General features: G+C 38.4%; 14 protein-coding genes. 1 reads left to right on the plus strand and 13 read right to left on the minus strand.

Annotated elements, in window-relative coordinates; genetic code table 11:
* Positions 1-383: 383 nt before the first annotated feature.
* The 7 genes from ACZ427_RS13370 to ACZ427_RS13400 all read right to left on the minus strand — a co-directional run bounded on the left by ACZ427_RS13370 (position 384) and on the right by ACZ427_RS13400 (position 9416).
* A complete protein-coding gene (locus ACZ427_RS13370) occupies positions 384-1262 on the minus strand; it encodes a ComEC/Rec2 family competence protein (protein ID WP_461176489.1) in 879 nt (292 codons plus the stop codon).
* Positions 1263-1500: 238 nt separating this feature from the next.
* Entirely contained in the window at positions 1501-3642 is a 2142-nt protein-coding gene (locus tag ACZ427_RS13375; protein ID WP_461176490.1) for an ATP-dependent Clp protease ATP-binding subunit, read from the minus strand.
* Between the two features lie 367 nt (positions 3643-4009).
* Positions 4010-5587 carry an acyl-CoA synthetase MbcS gene (gene mbcS, locus ACZ427_RS13380; RefSeq protein WP_461176491.1) on the minus strand — a complete coding sequence of 526 codons (1578 nt, stop codon included), beginning with the start codon at positions 5585-5587 and terminating at the stop codon, positions 4010-4012.
* 168 nt (positions 5588-5755) lie between these two features.
* Positions 5756-6547, minus strand: a complete 792-nt coding sequence (pdaA, locus tag ACZ427_RS13385) for a delta-lactam-biosynthetic de-N-acetylase (RefSeq protein WP_461176492.1) — start codon at positions 6545-6547, stop codon at positions 5756-5758.
* Between the two features lie 154 nt (positions 6548-6701).
* Positions 6702-8012, minus strand: a complete 1311-nt coding sequence (locus tag ACZ427_RS13390) for a Na+/H+ antiporter family protein (protein WP_461176493.1) — start codon at positions 8010-8012, stop codon at positions 6702-6704.
* Positions 8013-8142: 130 nt separating this feature from the next.
* Positions 8143-8943 carry a YfkD family protein gene (locus ACZ427_RS13395; RefSeq protein WP_461176494.1) on the minus strand — a complete coding sequence of 267 codons (801 nt, stop codon included), beginning with the start codon at positions 8941-8943 and terminating at the stop codon, positions 8143-8145.
* Between the two features lie 80 nt (positions 8944-9023).
* Positions 9024-9416, minus strand: coding sequence for an OsmC family protein (locus ACZ427_RS13400; RefSeq protein ID WP_461176495.1), 393 nt, complete (start codon positions 9414-9416; stop codon positions 9024-9026).
* Positions 9417-9563: 147 nt separating this feature from the next.
* Between ACZ427_RS13400 and ACZ427_RS13405 the strand changes: the two genes are divergently transcribed.
* Positions 9564-10727 (plus strand): MFS transporter, encoded by a 1164-nt coding sequence (locus ACZ427_RS13405; RefSeq protein WP_461176496.1) that lies wholly within the window; start codon positions 9564-9566, stop codon positions 10725-10727.
* A gap of 51 nt (positions 10728-10778) precedes the next feature.
* Here the strand turns inward: ACZ427_RS13405 and ACZ427_RS13410 are convergent, their stop codons facing one another.
* From ACZ427_RS13410 to ACZ427_RS13435, 6 genes are all read right to left on the minus strand, one after another.
* A complete protein-coding gene (locus ACZ427_RS13410; protein ID WP_461176497.1) occupies positions 10779-11462 on the minus strand; it encodes an amino acid ABC transporter permease in 684 nt (227 codons plus the stop codon).
* A gap of 13 nt (positions 11463-11475) precedes the next feature.
* Positions 11476-12366 carry a transporter substrate-binding domain-containing protein gene (locus ACZ427_RS13415; RefSeq protein ID WP_461176498.1) on the minus strand — a complete coding sequence of 297 codons (891 nt, stop codon included), beginning with the start codon at positions 12364-12366 and terminating at the stop codon, positions 11476-11478.
* Between the two features lie 59 nt (positions 12367-12425).
* Positions 12426-13307 (minus strand): transporter substrate-binding domain-containing protein, encoded by an 882-nt coding sequence (locus ACZ427_RS13420; protein WP_461176499.1) that lies wholly within the window; start codon positions 13305-13307, stop codon positions 12426-12428.
* Positions 13308-13955: 648 nt separating this feature from the next.
* On the minus strand, positions 13956-14780 hold the full coding sequence (locus ACZ427_RS13425) for a YihY/virulence factor BrkB family protein (protein ID WP_461176500.1): 825 nt from the start codon (positions 14778-14780) through the stop codon (positions 13956-13958).
* A 19-nt stretch (positions 14781-14799) separates the two neighbouring features.
* A complete protein-coding gene (locus ACZ427_RS13430) occupies positions 14800-15099 on the minus strand; it encodes a YtxH domain-containing protein (RefSeq protein WP_461176501.1) in 300 nt (99 codons plus the stop codon).
* A 14-nt stretch (positions 15100-15113) separates the two neighbouring features.
* Positions 15114-15587 (minus strand): low molecular weight protein-tyrosine-phosphatase, encoded by a 474-nt coding sequence (locus tag ACZ427_RS13435; protein ID WP_461176502.1) that lies wholly within the window; start codon positions 15585-15587, stop codon positions 15114-15116.
* Positions 15588-15620: the final 33 nt, after the last annotated feature.

The raw sequence follows: 15620 nt of genomic DNA on the forward strand, positions 1-15620 counted from the left end.
TATGACTGATTTCTAAAAGATGGTTGTTTTTCAAGAATTAATAAACCTTTAACTACTAGTTGATATAAACTGCGACATAACTACTATGTTGATTTCCGCGGGCAACGCCTATGTAACCAACATCGTGTTCGCCCGAGGTTCACGGGTCACCCTAAGGTGCGCGAAGTGTATTTCCGCTGCGGGTAAAGGCATCAACCTTCATTTCAAGCTAATCGCAGTTTATAGAAATACAAACAAACTATGCGAAAGGAGCTTAGATATAATATGATTATTTCGCTTCGATACTGTTAGTTCCCCAGAAAAAACTCCGCAAAAAAGCCAAAGAATTAGCGTTTTGCAGAGTTTCTTAATGAGTCTTATTGAGGAAATGAATTCATAAGTCTTTATCCTGCTCCTTTATACAAATTTTCAATCGGTCTCCTTTCCGGCACTACGAAATAATCTTCTCCATTCGTTGTAACGATTATATTTCCAAAGACAGCTGTTGAATAAATTTCCGCATTCACTTTATACAAATTTTCAATGACCCGGTTTACTGGATGTCCATATCTGTTTTGGACACTGTAAGTTAATATGCCTATTTGGGGTTTAACCTCCTGCAAGAACTCTAGGGATGTGCTGGTCTTTGAACCATGATGAGCTATCTTAATAAATTCAGATTGAAGTTCCTTCTGTTTTAACAGTGCTTCTTCTTGTGCTTTTTCCACATCACTCATCAGCAGGAAGTCAATATCCTGATAGGTTATTTTCAAAGCAATGGAGGATTGATTATTGGTTTTGAATTTTCCATAGCTGTTTAATACTTTAATATCAAGCAATGGATCCAACTCAATTTGCTGGTTTTCCTGTGCGATTTGGACAGGGATTTCCTGTTTTCTGATTTCACTAATATAATTTACAAAGGTTTTTGTTGTATGGAGTTTACCAGTATCCAGCACCTGATCGATATGAAAAGACTTCATTACTTGGGGGAGACCGCCGATATGGTCAATGTCCGGATGTGTCGCTACTAAAAGATCGATTTTGTCGATTTTAAGCTTTTCAAGATAACTTACTACTTTATCTCCTGCATCGGGCGGCCCACCGTCAATGAGAATGTTTTTATCATGTGGAGTTTGAATCAACATACTGTCTCCTTGTCCGACATCAATAAAGTGAACCAGCATTTCAGGCTGGCGTTCACCTTGAACCACCTGTACTGGTGTATAAATGGAAAAGGAAATAATTAATACAATTACCGGGAAAATTTTCAAACGTCGCATAGGATACATCCTTTATTTCGGGGTATCCCTTAGTTTTTAACAGATTGACGTTAATTATGAATGATTAAGAAATAAATTTATGATCCATTATACGATTCATTTATCTGCCTTAAATGCGAGCGTTCATGCTTATTTCTGTGCAGTTTCTTTATTTAAAAGCTTACCCGTGAATCATTTTCCATTATATTAGAAAAAGGTCTCGCCGACATTGCCAGCGAGACCCTTTCATTTATCTCTTCTATGCTTTTTCAACTACAATTTTTTCATTAACTACATCAACTTCTACTTTGTTAACAGATTCTTCTTCCAGAATTAAATCGGTAAGCTGATCCTCAATTTTGTCCTGGATAACTCTGCGTAAAGGTCTTGCACCGAAGCGCTTATCATAGCCAAGTTTTACTAATTCTCGTTTTGCCTCATCTGTTATGGTAATATTAATCTCATTCTCTTCAATGGTTTCTTGAAGTTCAGTAAGCATCAAATCAACAATTTCAATCAGATTGTCTTCAGACAGTTCATTGAAGTTAATAATGGAATCAAAACGGTTCAGAAATTCAGGCTTAAAGTAATCACTTAAGTTGTCCAATGTGGATACAGATTCATGTTTATCGCTATTGAAACCTACATTCACAGTTTTCACACCTGTTCCTGCGTTACTTGTCATGATAATAACTGTTTCCTTAAAGCTTACTGTACGCCCATGTGAATCCGTCAAGTGACCATCTTCCATAATTTGCAGGAACATATTTTGTACGTCCGGATGCGCTTTTTCAACTTCATCAAGCAAAATGATGTTATAAGGATTGTGACGTACTTTTTCGGTTAATTGCCCAGCCTCTTCGTGTCCTACATATCCCGGTGGTGAACCAATAATTTTAGAAACGGTGTGTTTTTCCATATACTCACTCATATCAAGACGAATAAGTGAATCGCGTGAACCAAATAGCTCCTCAGCAAGTGCTTTGGTCAATTCTGTTTTACCAACACCGGTTGGCCCGACAAATAGGAAGGAACCAATTGGGCGGTATTTAGATTTCAGACCTGCACGGCTGCGTCGGATTGCTTTAGCAACTTTACCTACTGCTTCGTGCTGACCGATTACTTTAGCACCAAGATTGTCTCCGATATCGCGCATTTTTTTCTGTTCATCTGCTTGCAGCTTCGTAACAGGAATGCCCGTTTTTTCTTCTACTATCAATTGGATATCAGATACTTCTACATCAATAACCTGCTCTTCGTCTTTTGCTTTTTCCAACTGTTTTTGCAGCTGAATTTCCTGATATCTAAGGTTGGCTGCTTTTTCATAATCTTCCAGTTCTGCAGCTTCTTCTTTTTCCCTCACAATTTCATCCAAATGCTGTTGGATGGAATTGGAGTCTTTTTCCGCATTGGAAAGATTCAAGCGTGATCCCACTTCGTCCATCAGGTCAATAGCTTTATCCGGCAGGAAACGATCCTGGATGTAACGGTTTGACAGTGTTACGAAAGCATGAATTGCTTCGTCGGAGTAGCGGACTTCATGGAAGTTTTCATAACGGTCTTTAATGCCGTGTAAAACAAGTTCCGCTTCTTCCAGTGTAGGTTCTTTTACAATGATTGGCTGGAGACGGCGTTCCAATGCTGCGTCTTTTTCTATTTGACGGTACTCTTTCAATGTTGTGGCACCAATAATTTGCAATTCACCACGTGCCAGTGCGGGTTTCAGAATATTTCCGGCATCCATTTGCGAGCTTTCAGCAGTACCTGCACCAACCAATTGATGAATTTCGTCAACGAAAAGGATTACTTCTTCACGTTCCTGTAATTCGCTAATCAGTTGTTTCATGCGTTCTTCGAATTGACCTCGCATGCTGGTATTCGCTACTAAAGAAGCAACATCCAGTAGGTAAACTTCTTTATTCATTAATTTCGCAGGTACGCTTCCCTCTATTATTTTAACTGCCAGTCCCTCTGCAATCGCTGTTTTACCAACACCTGGCTCACCAATTAATACCGGATTGTTCTTGTTTCTTCTATTTAAAGTTTCAATAACACGTTTTACTTCATTGTCCCTGCCGATCACAGGATCAATTTGGCCAGATTTAGCTGAATCTGTTACATTTTTGCCTAATTGGTCTAGTAAACCATTTCCTTTATTACCTTTTCGCTGCTTTGTTTTTGTTCCAGTCTGGTTTGAGCCATTTCCTTGAGAAAAGTTATTGGAAAATGCTTCACTTGCATTACCAAACGGGGATTTTGAAAAGAAATCATTTGAATTCATCATTTGCCCCTGGATTTCCTGGAAGCATTCATTACAAAGATGCACTTGCATTTTTTGGTTATTAATATTCATTGCTAAATTCACATTCGCTTGATTTACACCACAATTTTGACATTGCATATTCTATTCCTCCTTGAGGTAGTTATTCTCTATTTTATTTAGTTTGACTTTGACTATCTTTGACCTTTACTTTATTATAAATCCACATTTATTAGCATGCAAATGTTTTGCTTGAAGAGATTTTCGCTAATCAATGTGGTTTTTACTAATAGGTCAAATCAAAAGAAGTTTGTGCTCAAGTAGCAGCACCTTCAGTTTGACTATCTTTGACCTTATGATTTTATTATACTCTGACCATCTTTGACTTTCAAGTGTTTTGTGCAATTTTTTTATAAAAATTATAGTTATAAACCGCAGCCCCATACCTTTGAGAAAACAGCCATAAAAAAGATGAGACTATGTAAAAGTCCCACCTGAATTTTATATATTACTGTTTTGACTTTTCCTTTTGTCTCAGTTCAATTCGTCTGATCTTCCCTGAGGTGGTTTTTGGTAGTTCATCCATAAACTCAATTTGCCTCGGATATTTATAGGGAGCTGTCAGTGATTTCACATGATCCTGTAGGTCTTTAGGTAAATCTGGATTGTCTTGATTCACATTTTCCTTCAATACGATAAATGCCTTTACGATACTTCCCCTGGTTTCATCAGGACTTGCCACTACTGCACATTCCTGCACATACGGATGTTTAACTAGTGCATCCTCTACTTCAAATGGTCCAATGGTATAACCGGAGCTGATGATGATATCATCCTTACGACCTTCAAACCAGAAATAACCGTCTTCATCTTTTTTAGCTTGATCACCAGTAATATAGTACGCTCCAATACGAGACATTTTTGTTCGTTCCATATCCTTGTAATATTCCCTGAATAATGCCGGGCTATCGATCTTAACTGCGATATCACCGACCTCATTTGCAGGAAGCGGCTTTCCTTCTTCATCAATAATCTCTACCTCATTGCCTGGAGTTGGTTTGCCCATGGAACCTGGTTTTACCTTCATATTCTCCATCACACCAAGAAGCAGTGTGTTTTCTGTTTGTCCATAACCATCCCTTACTATGATGTCAAAATACCTTTGGAATGTATCAATTACTTCCACATTCAATGGTTCCCCAGCTGAAACGGCACTGTGAAGCTTTGGCAATTGATAGTCTCCCAGATTATCAACCTTAGCCATAATCCGATATTCTGTCGGTGTACAACATAATACATTAATCTCTTCATCCTGCAGAAGGCTTAAATATGTTTTCGGGTCAAATTTTCCATTATAGATAAAACCTGTTGCTCCTGAACCAAGCACAGATAAAAACGGACTCCATATCCATTTTTGCCAACCCGGGCCTGCGGTTGCCCATACTTTGTCCCCTTCTTTGATGGAAAGCCAGTTTTTGGGCGCAGTCTGCAAATGCGCATAGCCCCATCCATGTGTATGTACTACACCTTTTGGATTACCTGTTGTTCCTGAAGTATATGGAAGAAATGCGATATCGTCCCGTGTTGTATCTGCCATTTCCAATTCATCAGATACATCCTTTTTCAACTCATCAAGGAAAGACCACTCTTTAACCGGTCCTCCTACTGTATATTTTATCAATTGATCATATTCATGAATATCCTTAAACTGATCAACAAAAGGATAATAACTTACAATTCCTTTTACTTCTCCATGGCTTATCCGATATTGCAGATCTTTTGTTTTAAGCATCTCAGAGCTTGGTATGATAATGATTCCTGTTTTTAAAGCTGCAAGGTATACCTCATATACATCAATAAATCTTGGTATCATTACTAGTAGCTTATCTCCTCTTTTTAAACCATTATCAAGAAAAACGTTTCCAATTCTGTTTATATTTTCCACTAAGTCAACATAAGATATTTCTTTTGACTGGCCGGCTTCATCCTGCCAAATCAATGCTTTTTTGTCTGGATCTGTTGCGTAACGCTCCATTTCCATCACTATATTATAATCTTTTGGAGCAATCAAATCTTCCCTTTTCATTCCTTTCACTCCCCATACGCGTTTGCAATTAAGTATATCAAAAGTTAAGAAAATTTTAAATAAATATAAGGGGTCTGATCCTCGGTTACAATATCCAGTGAAGAATTGAAATTTCTCGCTGGATATTACAGTTAAACGAGGGATCAGACCCTTTTGGACTGTCCATACTTATAATCCATAAATTCCTTCTGGCAGCCTGTCTTCCAATACAAGATCATCCAGACTCTTAAAATTGTATCCCTGGTCTTTCAATTCTGAAATCAAATGCTCTAGTGCCTTTGCATTATCAGATGATACGGTGTGAAGCAGTACAATTGCCCCCGGATGAATTTGGTTCATGATTTGATCAAATGCATATTCCCAACCCTTTTGCTTATTCGTTTCCCAATCAATGAATGCCAACGACCAAAAAACGTGGATATAGCCTAATTCATTTGACCATTCCAATGTTTGCTCATTAAACATTCCTCTAGGCGGGCGGAGATATTTTAACTCCTTCTGGTCGGAAACATCTGCAACTGCCTCTTCCAGGGTTTCCAATTCCTGCTGCATTGTTTCTTTTGAAACCGTTGAAAAATCCGGATGATGGTAAGAATGATTTCCTATAATATGTCCTTCATCCACCATTCTAGCAATCAGATCCGGTTCACTATCAACATAGTGCCCTGTCACAAAAAAAGTCGCAGGTACTTCTTCTTTTTTTAAAACATCCAATATACCTTCTGTATAACCTTCCTCATAGCCATTATCAAAGGTCAGATAAATATTTTTTTCTCCGGAAAGGTCTGCATAGTAGGCTCCATACTTTTCAAGTAATGCCTGATAACTTCCAATGTCGGGCACTTGATGATCTGTATTTTTTTTAAATCCCCACCCATATCCTGTGGCAGTTGCCGGCTCAAGAAAACCAAAAGAAAAGATAAGAATAACGATGATTGATACTGCAGCATTTTTTTGCATAAACAACCCACCTGTTTTTATCTTACCTTTTCCTTTTATCTTCTATATTATTCATTTAGGCTATCGTAATTTTGTTGCTTTTTACTCTTGCAGTTGAAATAAAATGTGACGTATCTGCTAGGTTGATTGCCGCAGTGCGGAAACCAACCTTCATTTATAGTACGATAGCTGCTAACCACCCAAATATAAATAACGGGATATTATAATGGATAAATGTCGGGACAACGGTATCCCAAATGTGATGATGTTTGCCATCAGCATTTAAGCCTGATGTCGGCCCGAGGGTACTATCAGAAGCTGGTGATCCGGCATCCCCAAGCGCTCCAGCCGTACCAATTAAAGCGGCAGTTGCGACAGGTGAAAACCCGGCAGCCATACAAATTGGAACATATAATGCAGCTAGAATTGGGACCGTTCCAAAAGATGAACCAATCCCCAGAGTTACAACTAAACCAACAAGTAATAATATAAAAGCAATCATTGCCTTATTATCACCTAAGAACCCGGAAGATACTTCGACAAGGGCATCAACTGAACCGGTTTCTGTTAAAACATTTCCATATCCGGAAGCAACCAGCATTACAAATGCAATGGTTCCCATCATACCGATACCTTCTGAGACAATTCGATCACCACTTTTGAACGGAACTACAATGAAAGCAAACATTAATACAAGTCCAGTTAAAGCTCCCAGAATTAAACTTTCTGTTATGATTTGCACAATTAATGCCCCAAGAATTGCAACAATGGTAAACATATGATTTTTATTAAATGAAACTTCTTCTGCCTCTGATGTAACAAGAGATGACTCTATTCCGCCTGCACCTGGTATAGCTTCACGATCTTTTCGATATGTGAAAAATATTGCCACAAGCAGTCCGACAACCATCCCCAAACCAGGGAGAAGCATTGCCATCGCCGTATCTCCAACTGTTACTGCAGTACCATTCTCATTCATACTGTCAACAATAGTATTATGGAAAATAAGGCCGAATCCAGCTGGAATCATCACATATGGTGCCTTCAGACCGAATGTCAGTGCAGTAGCTACAGCCCGACGATCCAGACGCATGTTATCAAAAAGCTTTAATAACGGTGGAATTAAAATTGGTATAAATGCAATATGAACTGGTACCAGATTTTGTGAAAGTGATGCTACCCCGGCTATCGCCAACAGCATCATTGTCTTCTTTCCTGTCAGTACCTTTATCAGGTAATTTACTAAAATACCTGTGATCCCCGTATAGCTGATAGCGACAGCAAAAGCTCCAAGCAAAATATAGCTTAATGCTGTATTCGCCTGTCCTCCCATGCCATTTACCAGCATTTCAATTGAATCTATGAATGACAATCCTGCCATTAACCCTGCGGTCAGTGCTGCAGCTATGATGGCAATAATCACATTTACCCTTGACAGACTAAGTATTGTCATAACCAGAACGGAAACGACCACAATCCATTCCATATATATTCCCCTCTCTATAGCGATACCTGATGATTTTATCTTTAATACTTCACCATGATAAAGCATTAAAGCATAAAAATCAACCTTAATATTAAAAAACCCTGCAACAAAGTCACAGGGCTTTTTTTGGCTATTTTAATTGAAAAGAGAAAGAAGTATGATCTTGAATTGGAATCCATGCACCGATTCCCTGTTTGGTTACATTTTTAATAACGATGGCTTTTTTAGAGCCTTTTAATTCGATATATACTTCTCCAAATGTTACTTGTCCTTTTTCATTCACAGCTGGGGCATATGCTTTTAATTCCCCATTTTTAGTTTCAGGAACATTATAGGCATTATCTTTTTTCGTATTTTTCCCAATGGTTGTATTATAGGATAGGGGAAGCTCTGTCTTGGCTTTTGATTTTAGTAGCATCATTGTTTTTACATTTTCAGGATTTGCGATTTTGTTGGTAAGTGCTCCTTTAACTTCTTTTTGTTCCTGCTGTACATAGTTCATTTTCTGGTTATCGTTTCCGCCAAGATTATTAAGTTCATTTGTGTTAATATGCTGGTACTCCCAATTAATCGTTGTTTCTGTTGATTGATAATTCAGCGGCCATCTTCCCAAATACACCATTCCCCTATAGCCAATTGCAATCGGAGACGGCTTTAGGGTTGATTCATTCAGTAATTTGATTAATTCAGGGTTTTCAACCGGTGTTTTTATTTTATCAATCAACTCTTGTGTTAATTCGCTTGGTTCAACAACTTCCTGGTCCTCTGAAGCGTTTGGAAATGTATTTTCTTTGGAGATTGTTAATACATGACTGGGAATATCATAGTCTCCTTTTGATGACTCTTTTTCATCACTGTGACCAGGTATCGGAAATACAAAACAAAAAGCAAATACAATTAATGCAATAGCATAATTTTTCCTCTTATTCATGTGTGCCATTCCTTTCCTTTTTCCATAGTTTTTTCTGACACATGAATTTTATACGAAGATTTCATTTAATCTTCTTTATTCTAGTGGCTCAATTCAATTGTTTCAATACTCTCCTCAATCTTAATACTATCTTCCACAGAGCGAATCATGGAACAATTTTTTCGTGCAATTTCTAAGTTTTTATAAAGTTTCTCCGGGTCAAGCCGATAACCTTTTATCGTGAATTTTAACGAAATACGTTCAATACGGTTTGCTTCTTCAGGATTTCTTACAATATCAGCTGAAATAACCATATCTTCCACTTCGGCACGTTGTTTATTCAAAATTTTCCGGAATACGGAACCGCTGCAGCCTGCAATGGATGCTACCATCAACTGAAATGGGCGAAATCCATATTCTTCGTTTCCTGAAATGCTTAATTCATTGTAATCCAAATCGGTTCGTATACCTTTTTCTTTTAAATAAAATTCCATCTAGTACCCCTCCGTTTCTTTCGACTTACTAGTATATTTCCATTAATGGTTTACTTTAATCTTTTTCTCGGCTGGTAATGCAGAATATTTGCCCTTATAATACCAATTAGGTTGGATATGTAATATAAAACGAATGGATGAACAATAATGGTTTCTGCTAAAAAACGATTTTGGATTTTAATAGCGCTTGTTTCAGTTTCGGGGTTTTCACAAGGAATGTTACTACCATTACTTGCAATTATTCTGGAGCAAAATGGGATTTCTTCCTCTGTTAACGGTCTTCATGCAACTGGATTATATATTGGTGTCCTCTTAGCTTCTCCCTTTATGGAAAAGCCTATGCGAAAGTTTGGCTTTAAACCAATTATCATTTTCGGAGGAATGCTTGTATTTATTTCATTAGCTTTATTTCCATTTTGGGAGGCCCTATGGTTTTGGTTTATTTTGCGCATAACTGTTGGTATTGGCGACCAAATGCTTCATTTTGGCACACAAACATGGATTACAACAACCGCTACTAAAGAAACAAGAGGCAGAAGCATCGCTTATTATGGAATGTTTTTCGGGTTGGGTTTTGCCCTGGGGCCATTAATGACGCGCTTATTATCTGTTAATGAAGCTCTGCCATTTTTAGTTTCAGCAGGACTTAGCATGCTTGTCTGGTCTACCATGCTGTTTGTTCGAAATAGCTGGCCGAAGCAAGAAATCGAAACAACCAGCAGAACAAATTCGATTGGCCGGTTTTGGCACGCTGGAAAAATAGCTTGGGTAGCTCTTCTGCCCGGGTTTGGTTATGGATTTCTGGAAGCTTCCCTGCACAGTATCTTTCCAATTTACGGGATGCGAATCGGTCATGATGTAGATATCCTGTCCCTCATTGTCCCCTGTTTTGCTGCGGGCAGTCTTATCACACAATTGCCATTGGGAATTTTAAGTGACCGATATGGAAGAAGAGCAACTCTCCTTTCCATATTGATTGCCGGAACAATCTGCTTTGTGCTTGCAGCAGGTTTTGAAACATCGGTAATTGCTTTATTTATACTATTTACACTAGCCGGGATGTTTGTCGGCTCTCTTTTTTCTCTGGGTATCTCCTATATGACCGATATGCTTCCAGGAGAATTGTTACCGGCTGGCAATCTGATGGTGGGGATTACTTTTAGTATTGGGAGTATAAGTGGACCCTTTCTCGGCGGGTTATATGTGGAAGCATTTCCGGGAGTTTCATTCTTTTATTTAATTGTTGCAGTACTGCTTGTGATAATAGCTGCAATTTTCTTACGTAAAGAAAAACACGCTGATGCCGTATAATAAGTTGATAGGCTGTCTCAAAGAATCAACTTCTTTGAAGACAGCCTATTTTTATACATATTTACTATATCTGTTTTCCAACCGATCCTGCATAAATCCAATCAGGATACATATCGGCCAGTAAATCAATGCAACAAGCACATACATTGTCATTGCGTCAAACTCTCTTCCGGCTACGATTTGTGTTTTCTGAAAAAGTTCAGGCACTGTAATAACCGCTGCAAGCGATGTGGCCTTTACAATATCCATGAACACATTGGTTAGTGGAGGAATTGCAATTCTTGTTGCCTGTGGCAGGATTATCTTACGTAACGCTGTCCAATAACCTATATTCAAAGCCGTTGCCGATTCCCATTGACCATTATCAATACTATTTAATGATGAACGATCGATTTCAGCGATGTATGCCGCACTATTTAAGCCAAACCCCAGGATCGCCGCAGTAATAGCTGTGAATTCTATGCCGACAATAGGTAATCCAAAATATAAAATAAACAAAAAAACAAGCATTGGAGTTCCTCGCATAAATGATATATACAGTCGCGCCGGCCAACGAAGGATACTTTTTTTTGAACCTCTGGCTAATGCAAGGAATAATCCCAGACCTAAACCTATCAGCATTCCTGCGATTGAGATGATAAGGGTCATTGGCAATCCTTCCAGAATAAAAGGGAGGCTCTCCAATGCGAGTTCTATGTTAAACAAACCACCAAAGTCAAAACCATTGAAGTTCATTACTCAAGTCTCCTTAAAGGTCTAAGCCTTCGATCTCCTCAATTTCCTCTTCCGGTTCCTGTGAAGCGTCTTCTTCATAAAATTCTATGGCAAGCTCAGAAAGTGTGCCATCTTCACGCATCTCATTTAGTGCATTATTTATTTCTTCTGTCATTGTATCCGCACCTTCTGGTATAACAACAGCCTGTTCCGTAGGGTGGAATTTCAGATCGGGATGTAGATGGATATCAAATTCAGGAAATCCTCCAACACCGAATTTCGTTAAAAAGTAGTCATTAATGACAACATCCGTTCTCGCTCGATGCACATCACCCAAGTAGGCTTCATTCGGAGCATTTCCATATGTAATTACCTCCGCACCATAGTGTTCTGCAATTTGGCTATAAATTGTCGTTGCTCCGCCACCGGCTTTTTTTCCTTCTAAATCTTCCAATGACTCAATCCCTGAATTATCTTCTTCTCGAACAGCCATTGTAGTGTAAGAATATTTATATGGTTCACTGAAGTTAAATTCTTCTTTTCGTTTATCTGTTGCCTCGATATCATTTGCCGCAACATCAATTCTACCACTTTGAACTGCTGGAAGCATACTGTCAATCCCCATAATTTCAAACGAAATATCTAATTCCAGACGATCAGCAACTTCTCGCATTACTTCAACATCATAACCGGTTAACTGGTCTTCACTTTCTTCTTCTCCATCATAATAAGAAGCAGCAATTAACGTACCAGAAGTTCCAACAACAAGTTCACCAGCATCCTGGACTTCTTCCCATCTTTCATCTGAAGCACTTTCCTCTGTTTCACCGCCCGTACTTTCCTCTTCAGAAGTACCACATGCACTTAGTAGAGCAATCGATATAAACAAAACAAATAACATATTAATTTTTTTCAATTTTTTCATCTCCCTTGTTATATAAAAAAACAATGCTCTAGTTCTCTATTAGCTACCATTTATTCTACTCACAAATCCAGGCCCTCGATTTGTTGAATTTCTCCTTCAGGCTTCTGTGATGCATCTTCTTCAAAGAACTGTACTGCAAGTTCAGACAGTGTTCCATCATCACGCATTTCATTCAATGCATTATTTATTTCTTCCGTTAATTTATCCGAACCTTTTGGTAGGACAATAGCATTTTCAGTTGGGCGGAATTTCAATTCAGGATGTAGATGAATATCAAAATCCGGGAATTCCGCAATACCGAATTTTTGTAAATAATAATCATTGATAACAACGTCCGTACGCCCGTTGTGAACATCACGCAGGTAGGCTTCATTTGGGGCATTTCCGTATGTAACAACCTCCGCTCCATAATGTTCTGCAATTTGGCTATATACTGTTGTTGCTCCACCACCGGCTTTTTTTCCGTCCAGGTCTTCCAGTGTGTTTATTCCTGAATTATCACCTTCACGAACTACCATGGTGGTATACGAATATTTATAAGGTTCACTAAAGTTAAATTGTTCTTTTCTTGAGTCCGTTGGTTCAATGTCATTGATTGCCACGTTAATTCGCCCGCTTTGAACTGCAGGCAGCATACTGTCAACCCCCATAATTTCAAACGAAATATCTAACCCAAGCCGGCTTGCAAGCTCCCGTATCACTTCCACATTATAACCGGTCAAGTTATCTTGATTTCCTTCTTCTCCTTCATAGTAAGAAGCGGGAAATAGAGTACCGGAAGTTCCTACAACAAGTTCACCGGCACCCTGAATCTCTGCCCAACTTTCATCTGCAACACTTTCGTCTGTTTCACTACCCGTGCTTTCTTCTTCAGAATTACCGCATGCACCCAAAACAGCAACTGCTATAAGTAAAACAAGCCAAGTTTTAAAATTCTTCATCAAATCCCCCCTAACATCACCTGTGTCATAAATTGTATCAAATTAATAGTAACAGCTTTTTATGAGAGATTCAATAAAGTGAATTCTGTATTAATAAATACTCCATAAAACATCAACAGCAGATACCATTTACTTCCTCGTTTGTTTTAGCTTTTTAAAAAATCACCCCTCAATGGGATGGAGAGCACAAGCACAGCGCAGTGAAAACAACTGTTATAGCAATATCTAATAATGTAATTGTTACAGTTTTTGCATGGAAGGATACTGTTTGAATCAATCAATTAAAGAAAGATTTAACATGTGACAATAGTAGGTGAATGAACTAATGATGCTCCTGTACTTGGTGCAATGGGGAGGTCATTTGTAGAATTGGTAGCAGAGGAGATGATGCTGATGTAAATGATTTGGTGCAATCCATCTATCTAACATGTGAATTGTTAAGCTACACTTCTTTCAAGAGGAATGGAAGAAAGCAAAAAACGATAGAGTTACGTACCATTTTATATCAACTGCGACGTTAAAGCGCAACAAAATTTACGAAAAGAGCTTTTGCAATCAATGTGGTTGTTTTACTGATGATGTTAATGGGCATGAGGGGAGTAGGATTTCAGTAAATGTAAATGATTTGCCAGTATTGGCAGCTGATATTCAACTGCCAGCCCTTTTGTTTTTTCGGATCACTGCATTAATTACTCCGCCGGTCATAATAATAATTCCGGAAATATAAAACCATATCATAAGTACAATAACAGCACCTAAACTGCCATAGGTTGCAGAGTAGTTCCCCATATTACTGACATAAAAGGAAAAACCAAGCGATATGAGCTGCCAGCTGACCGTAGCAAAAAGTGCGCCCCATACAGCATTTTTAAAATAAATTCGTTTGTTGGGTGCCAGTTTATACAATGCAAGAAATACAATAAAAAATATAAGTGAAGATATAACATATCGAAAGGTTTCCCATATGGAAAGAAAACCTGCCGACAGACCAAAAAATGAAAATATGTATTCACCGATTATCCGGCCAAAAACGGGCAGCAGGAAGGCGATACAAATGACTAGTACCATTGCAACTGTTAATACAATTGCTATCAGTCTGGCAACAATAAATGAGCGGTTCTCTTCCACCTCATATGCCTTATTGAAGGATCTTGTCATAGCATTAATCGCATTGGAAGCTGCCCATAATGTGCCGATTATCCCAATCGATAACAAACCACCATTCTGCTCATTGACCAATTGACTGATGTTTGTATTGATTAAGTCAACAATTTGTGCTGGTGCGTAATCTGCAAGTAGATCAATTACCACCTGATCATTAATCGGCAAATAACCAATCAAGGTTAGCAGAAACAACAGGAAAGGAAAGAGTGATAGCAAAAAGAAGTATGCTAATTGTGCAGCCAAACCAAATATATCATCATTCATAATTCGGCCATATACTTGCTTGGTGAAGTTTACTGCTTTTCCCATACCAACTCCCCCTTTGTGATTACTGTTCTAATTCTTTTGTTTCCTTATTTCCTGCCACTTTCTCCAATTGCTTTTCTGCAGTTTCCAATGCATTGATTACATTCGCAGCTCCATCCGGAAAGTTTTCACTGACTTTGTCCAACGTCATTCTTAACTTATGAACGGCTTCCGAAGGATTTTGTATCCAATAAGATGAACCTGACTTAACTGTATTCAGTTTATTTACGGTGTACTTCCTGGTTTCTTTGTCAAATAAAGTTACCAGTCCTCCGATTGCTGCTCCTGTTAGAATCCCTGTTACCAATTTACGTTTACTCATCTTATTCTCTCCTCTTATTTTATATTATGTGTTTCTTTGATATATGAAAGTAAGTTTTTGCATCCTTTCGAAACCAGCTTATATGTGTAGTTGAAATCCCCGGTGAAATAAGGATCAGGGATATTTATTTCATCCGGATCATCCACAAATTCCATCAGTTTTTTCACAACCGCTTCATCCGTGTTCTGGTTCATTTCTTTTAAATCCATTATATTTTGCTCGTCCATTGCAATAATATAATCATAAGCATCCCAGTCATTTGTATTAACCTGCCTTGCAAACATTCCTTCATAGGAAATTTGCTGTTTTTCTAGTAGATTTCTTGTCCCCTCATGCGGCGCCTCGCCAATATGCCATTCTCCTGTTCCACTTGAATCGACCTCTATTTTTCCGGATAAATTATCCTTTTGCACAAGATCACGAAATACAGCCTCTGCCATTGGAGAACGACAAATGTTTCCCAGACAGACAAACAAGACACGTATCATTTTACACAACCACCCCTACTTTAATTCTATTAT

Source organism: Virgibacillus ainsalahensis (genome assembly GCF_055380755.1).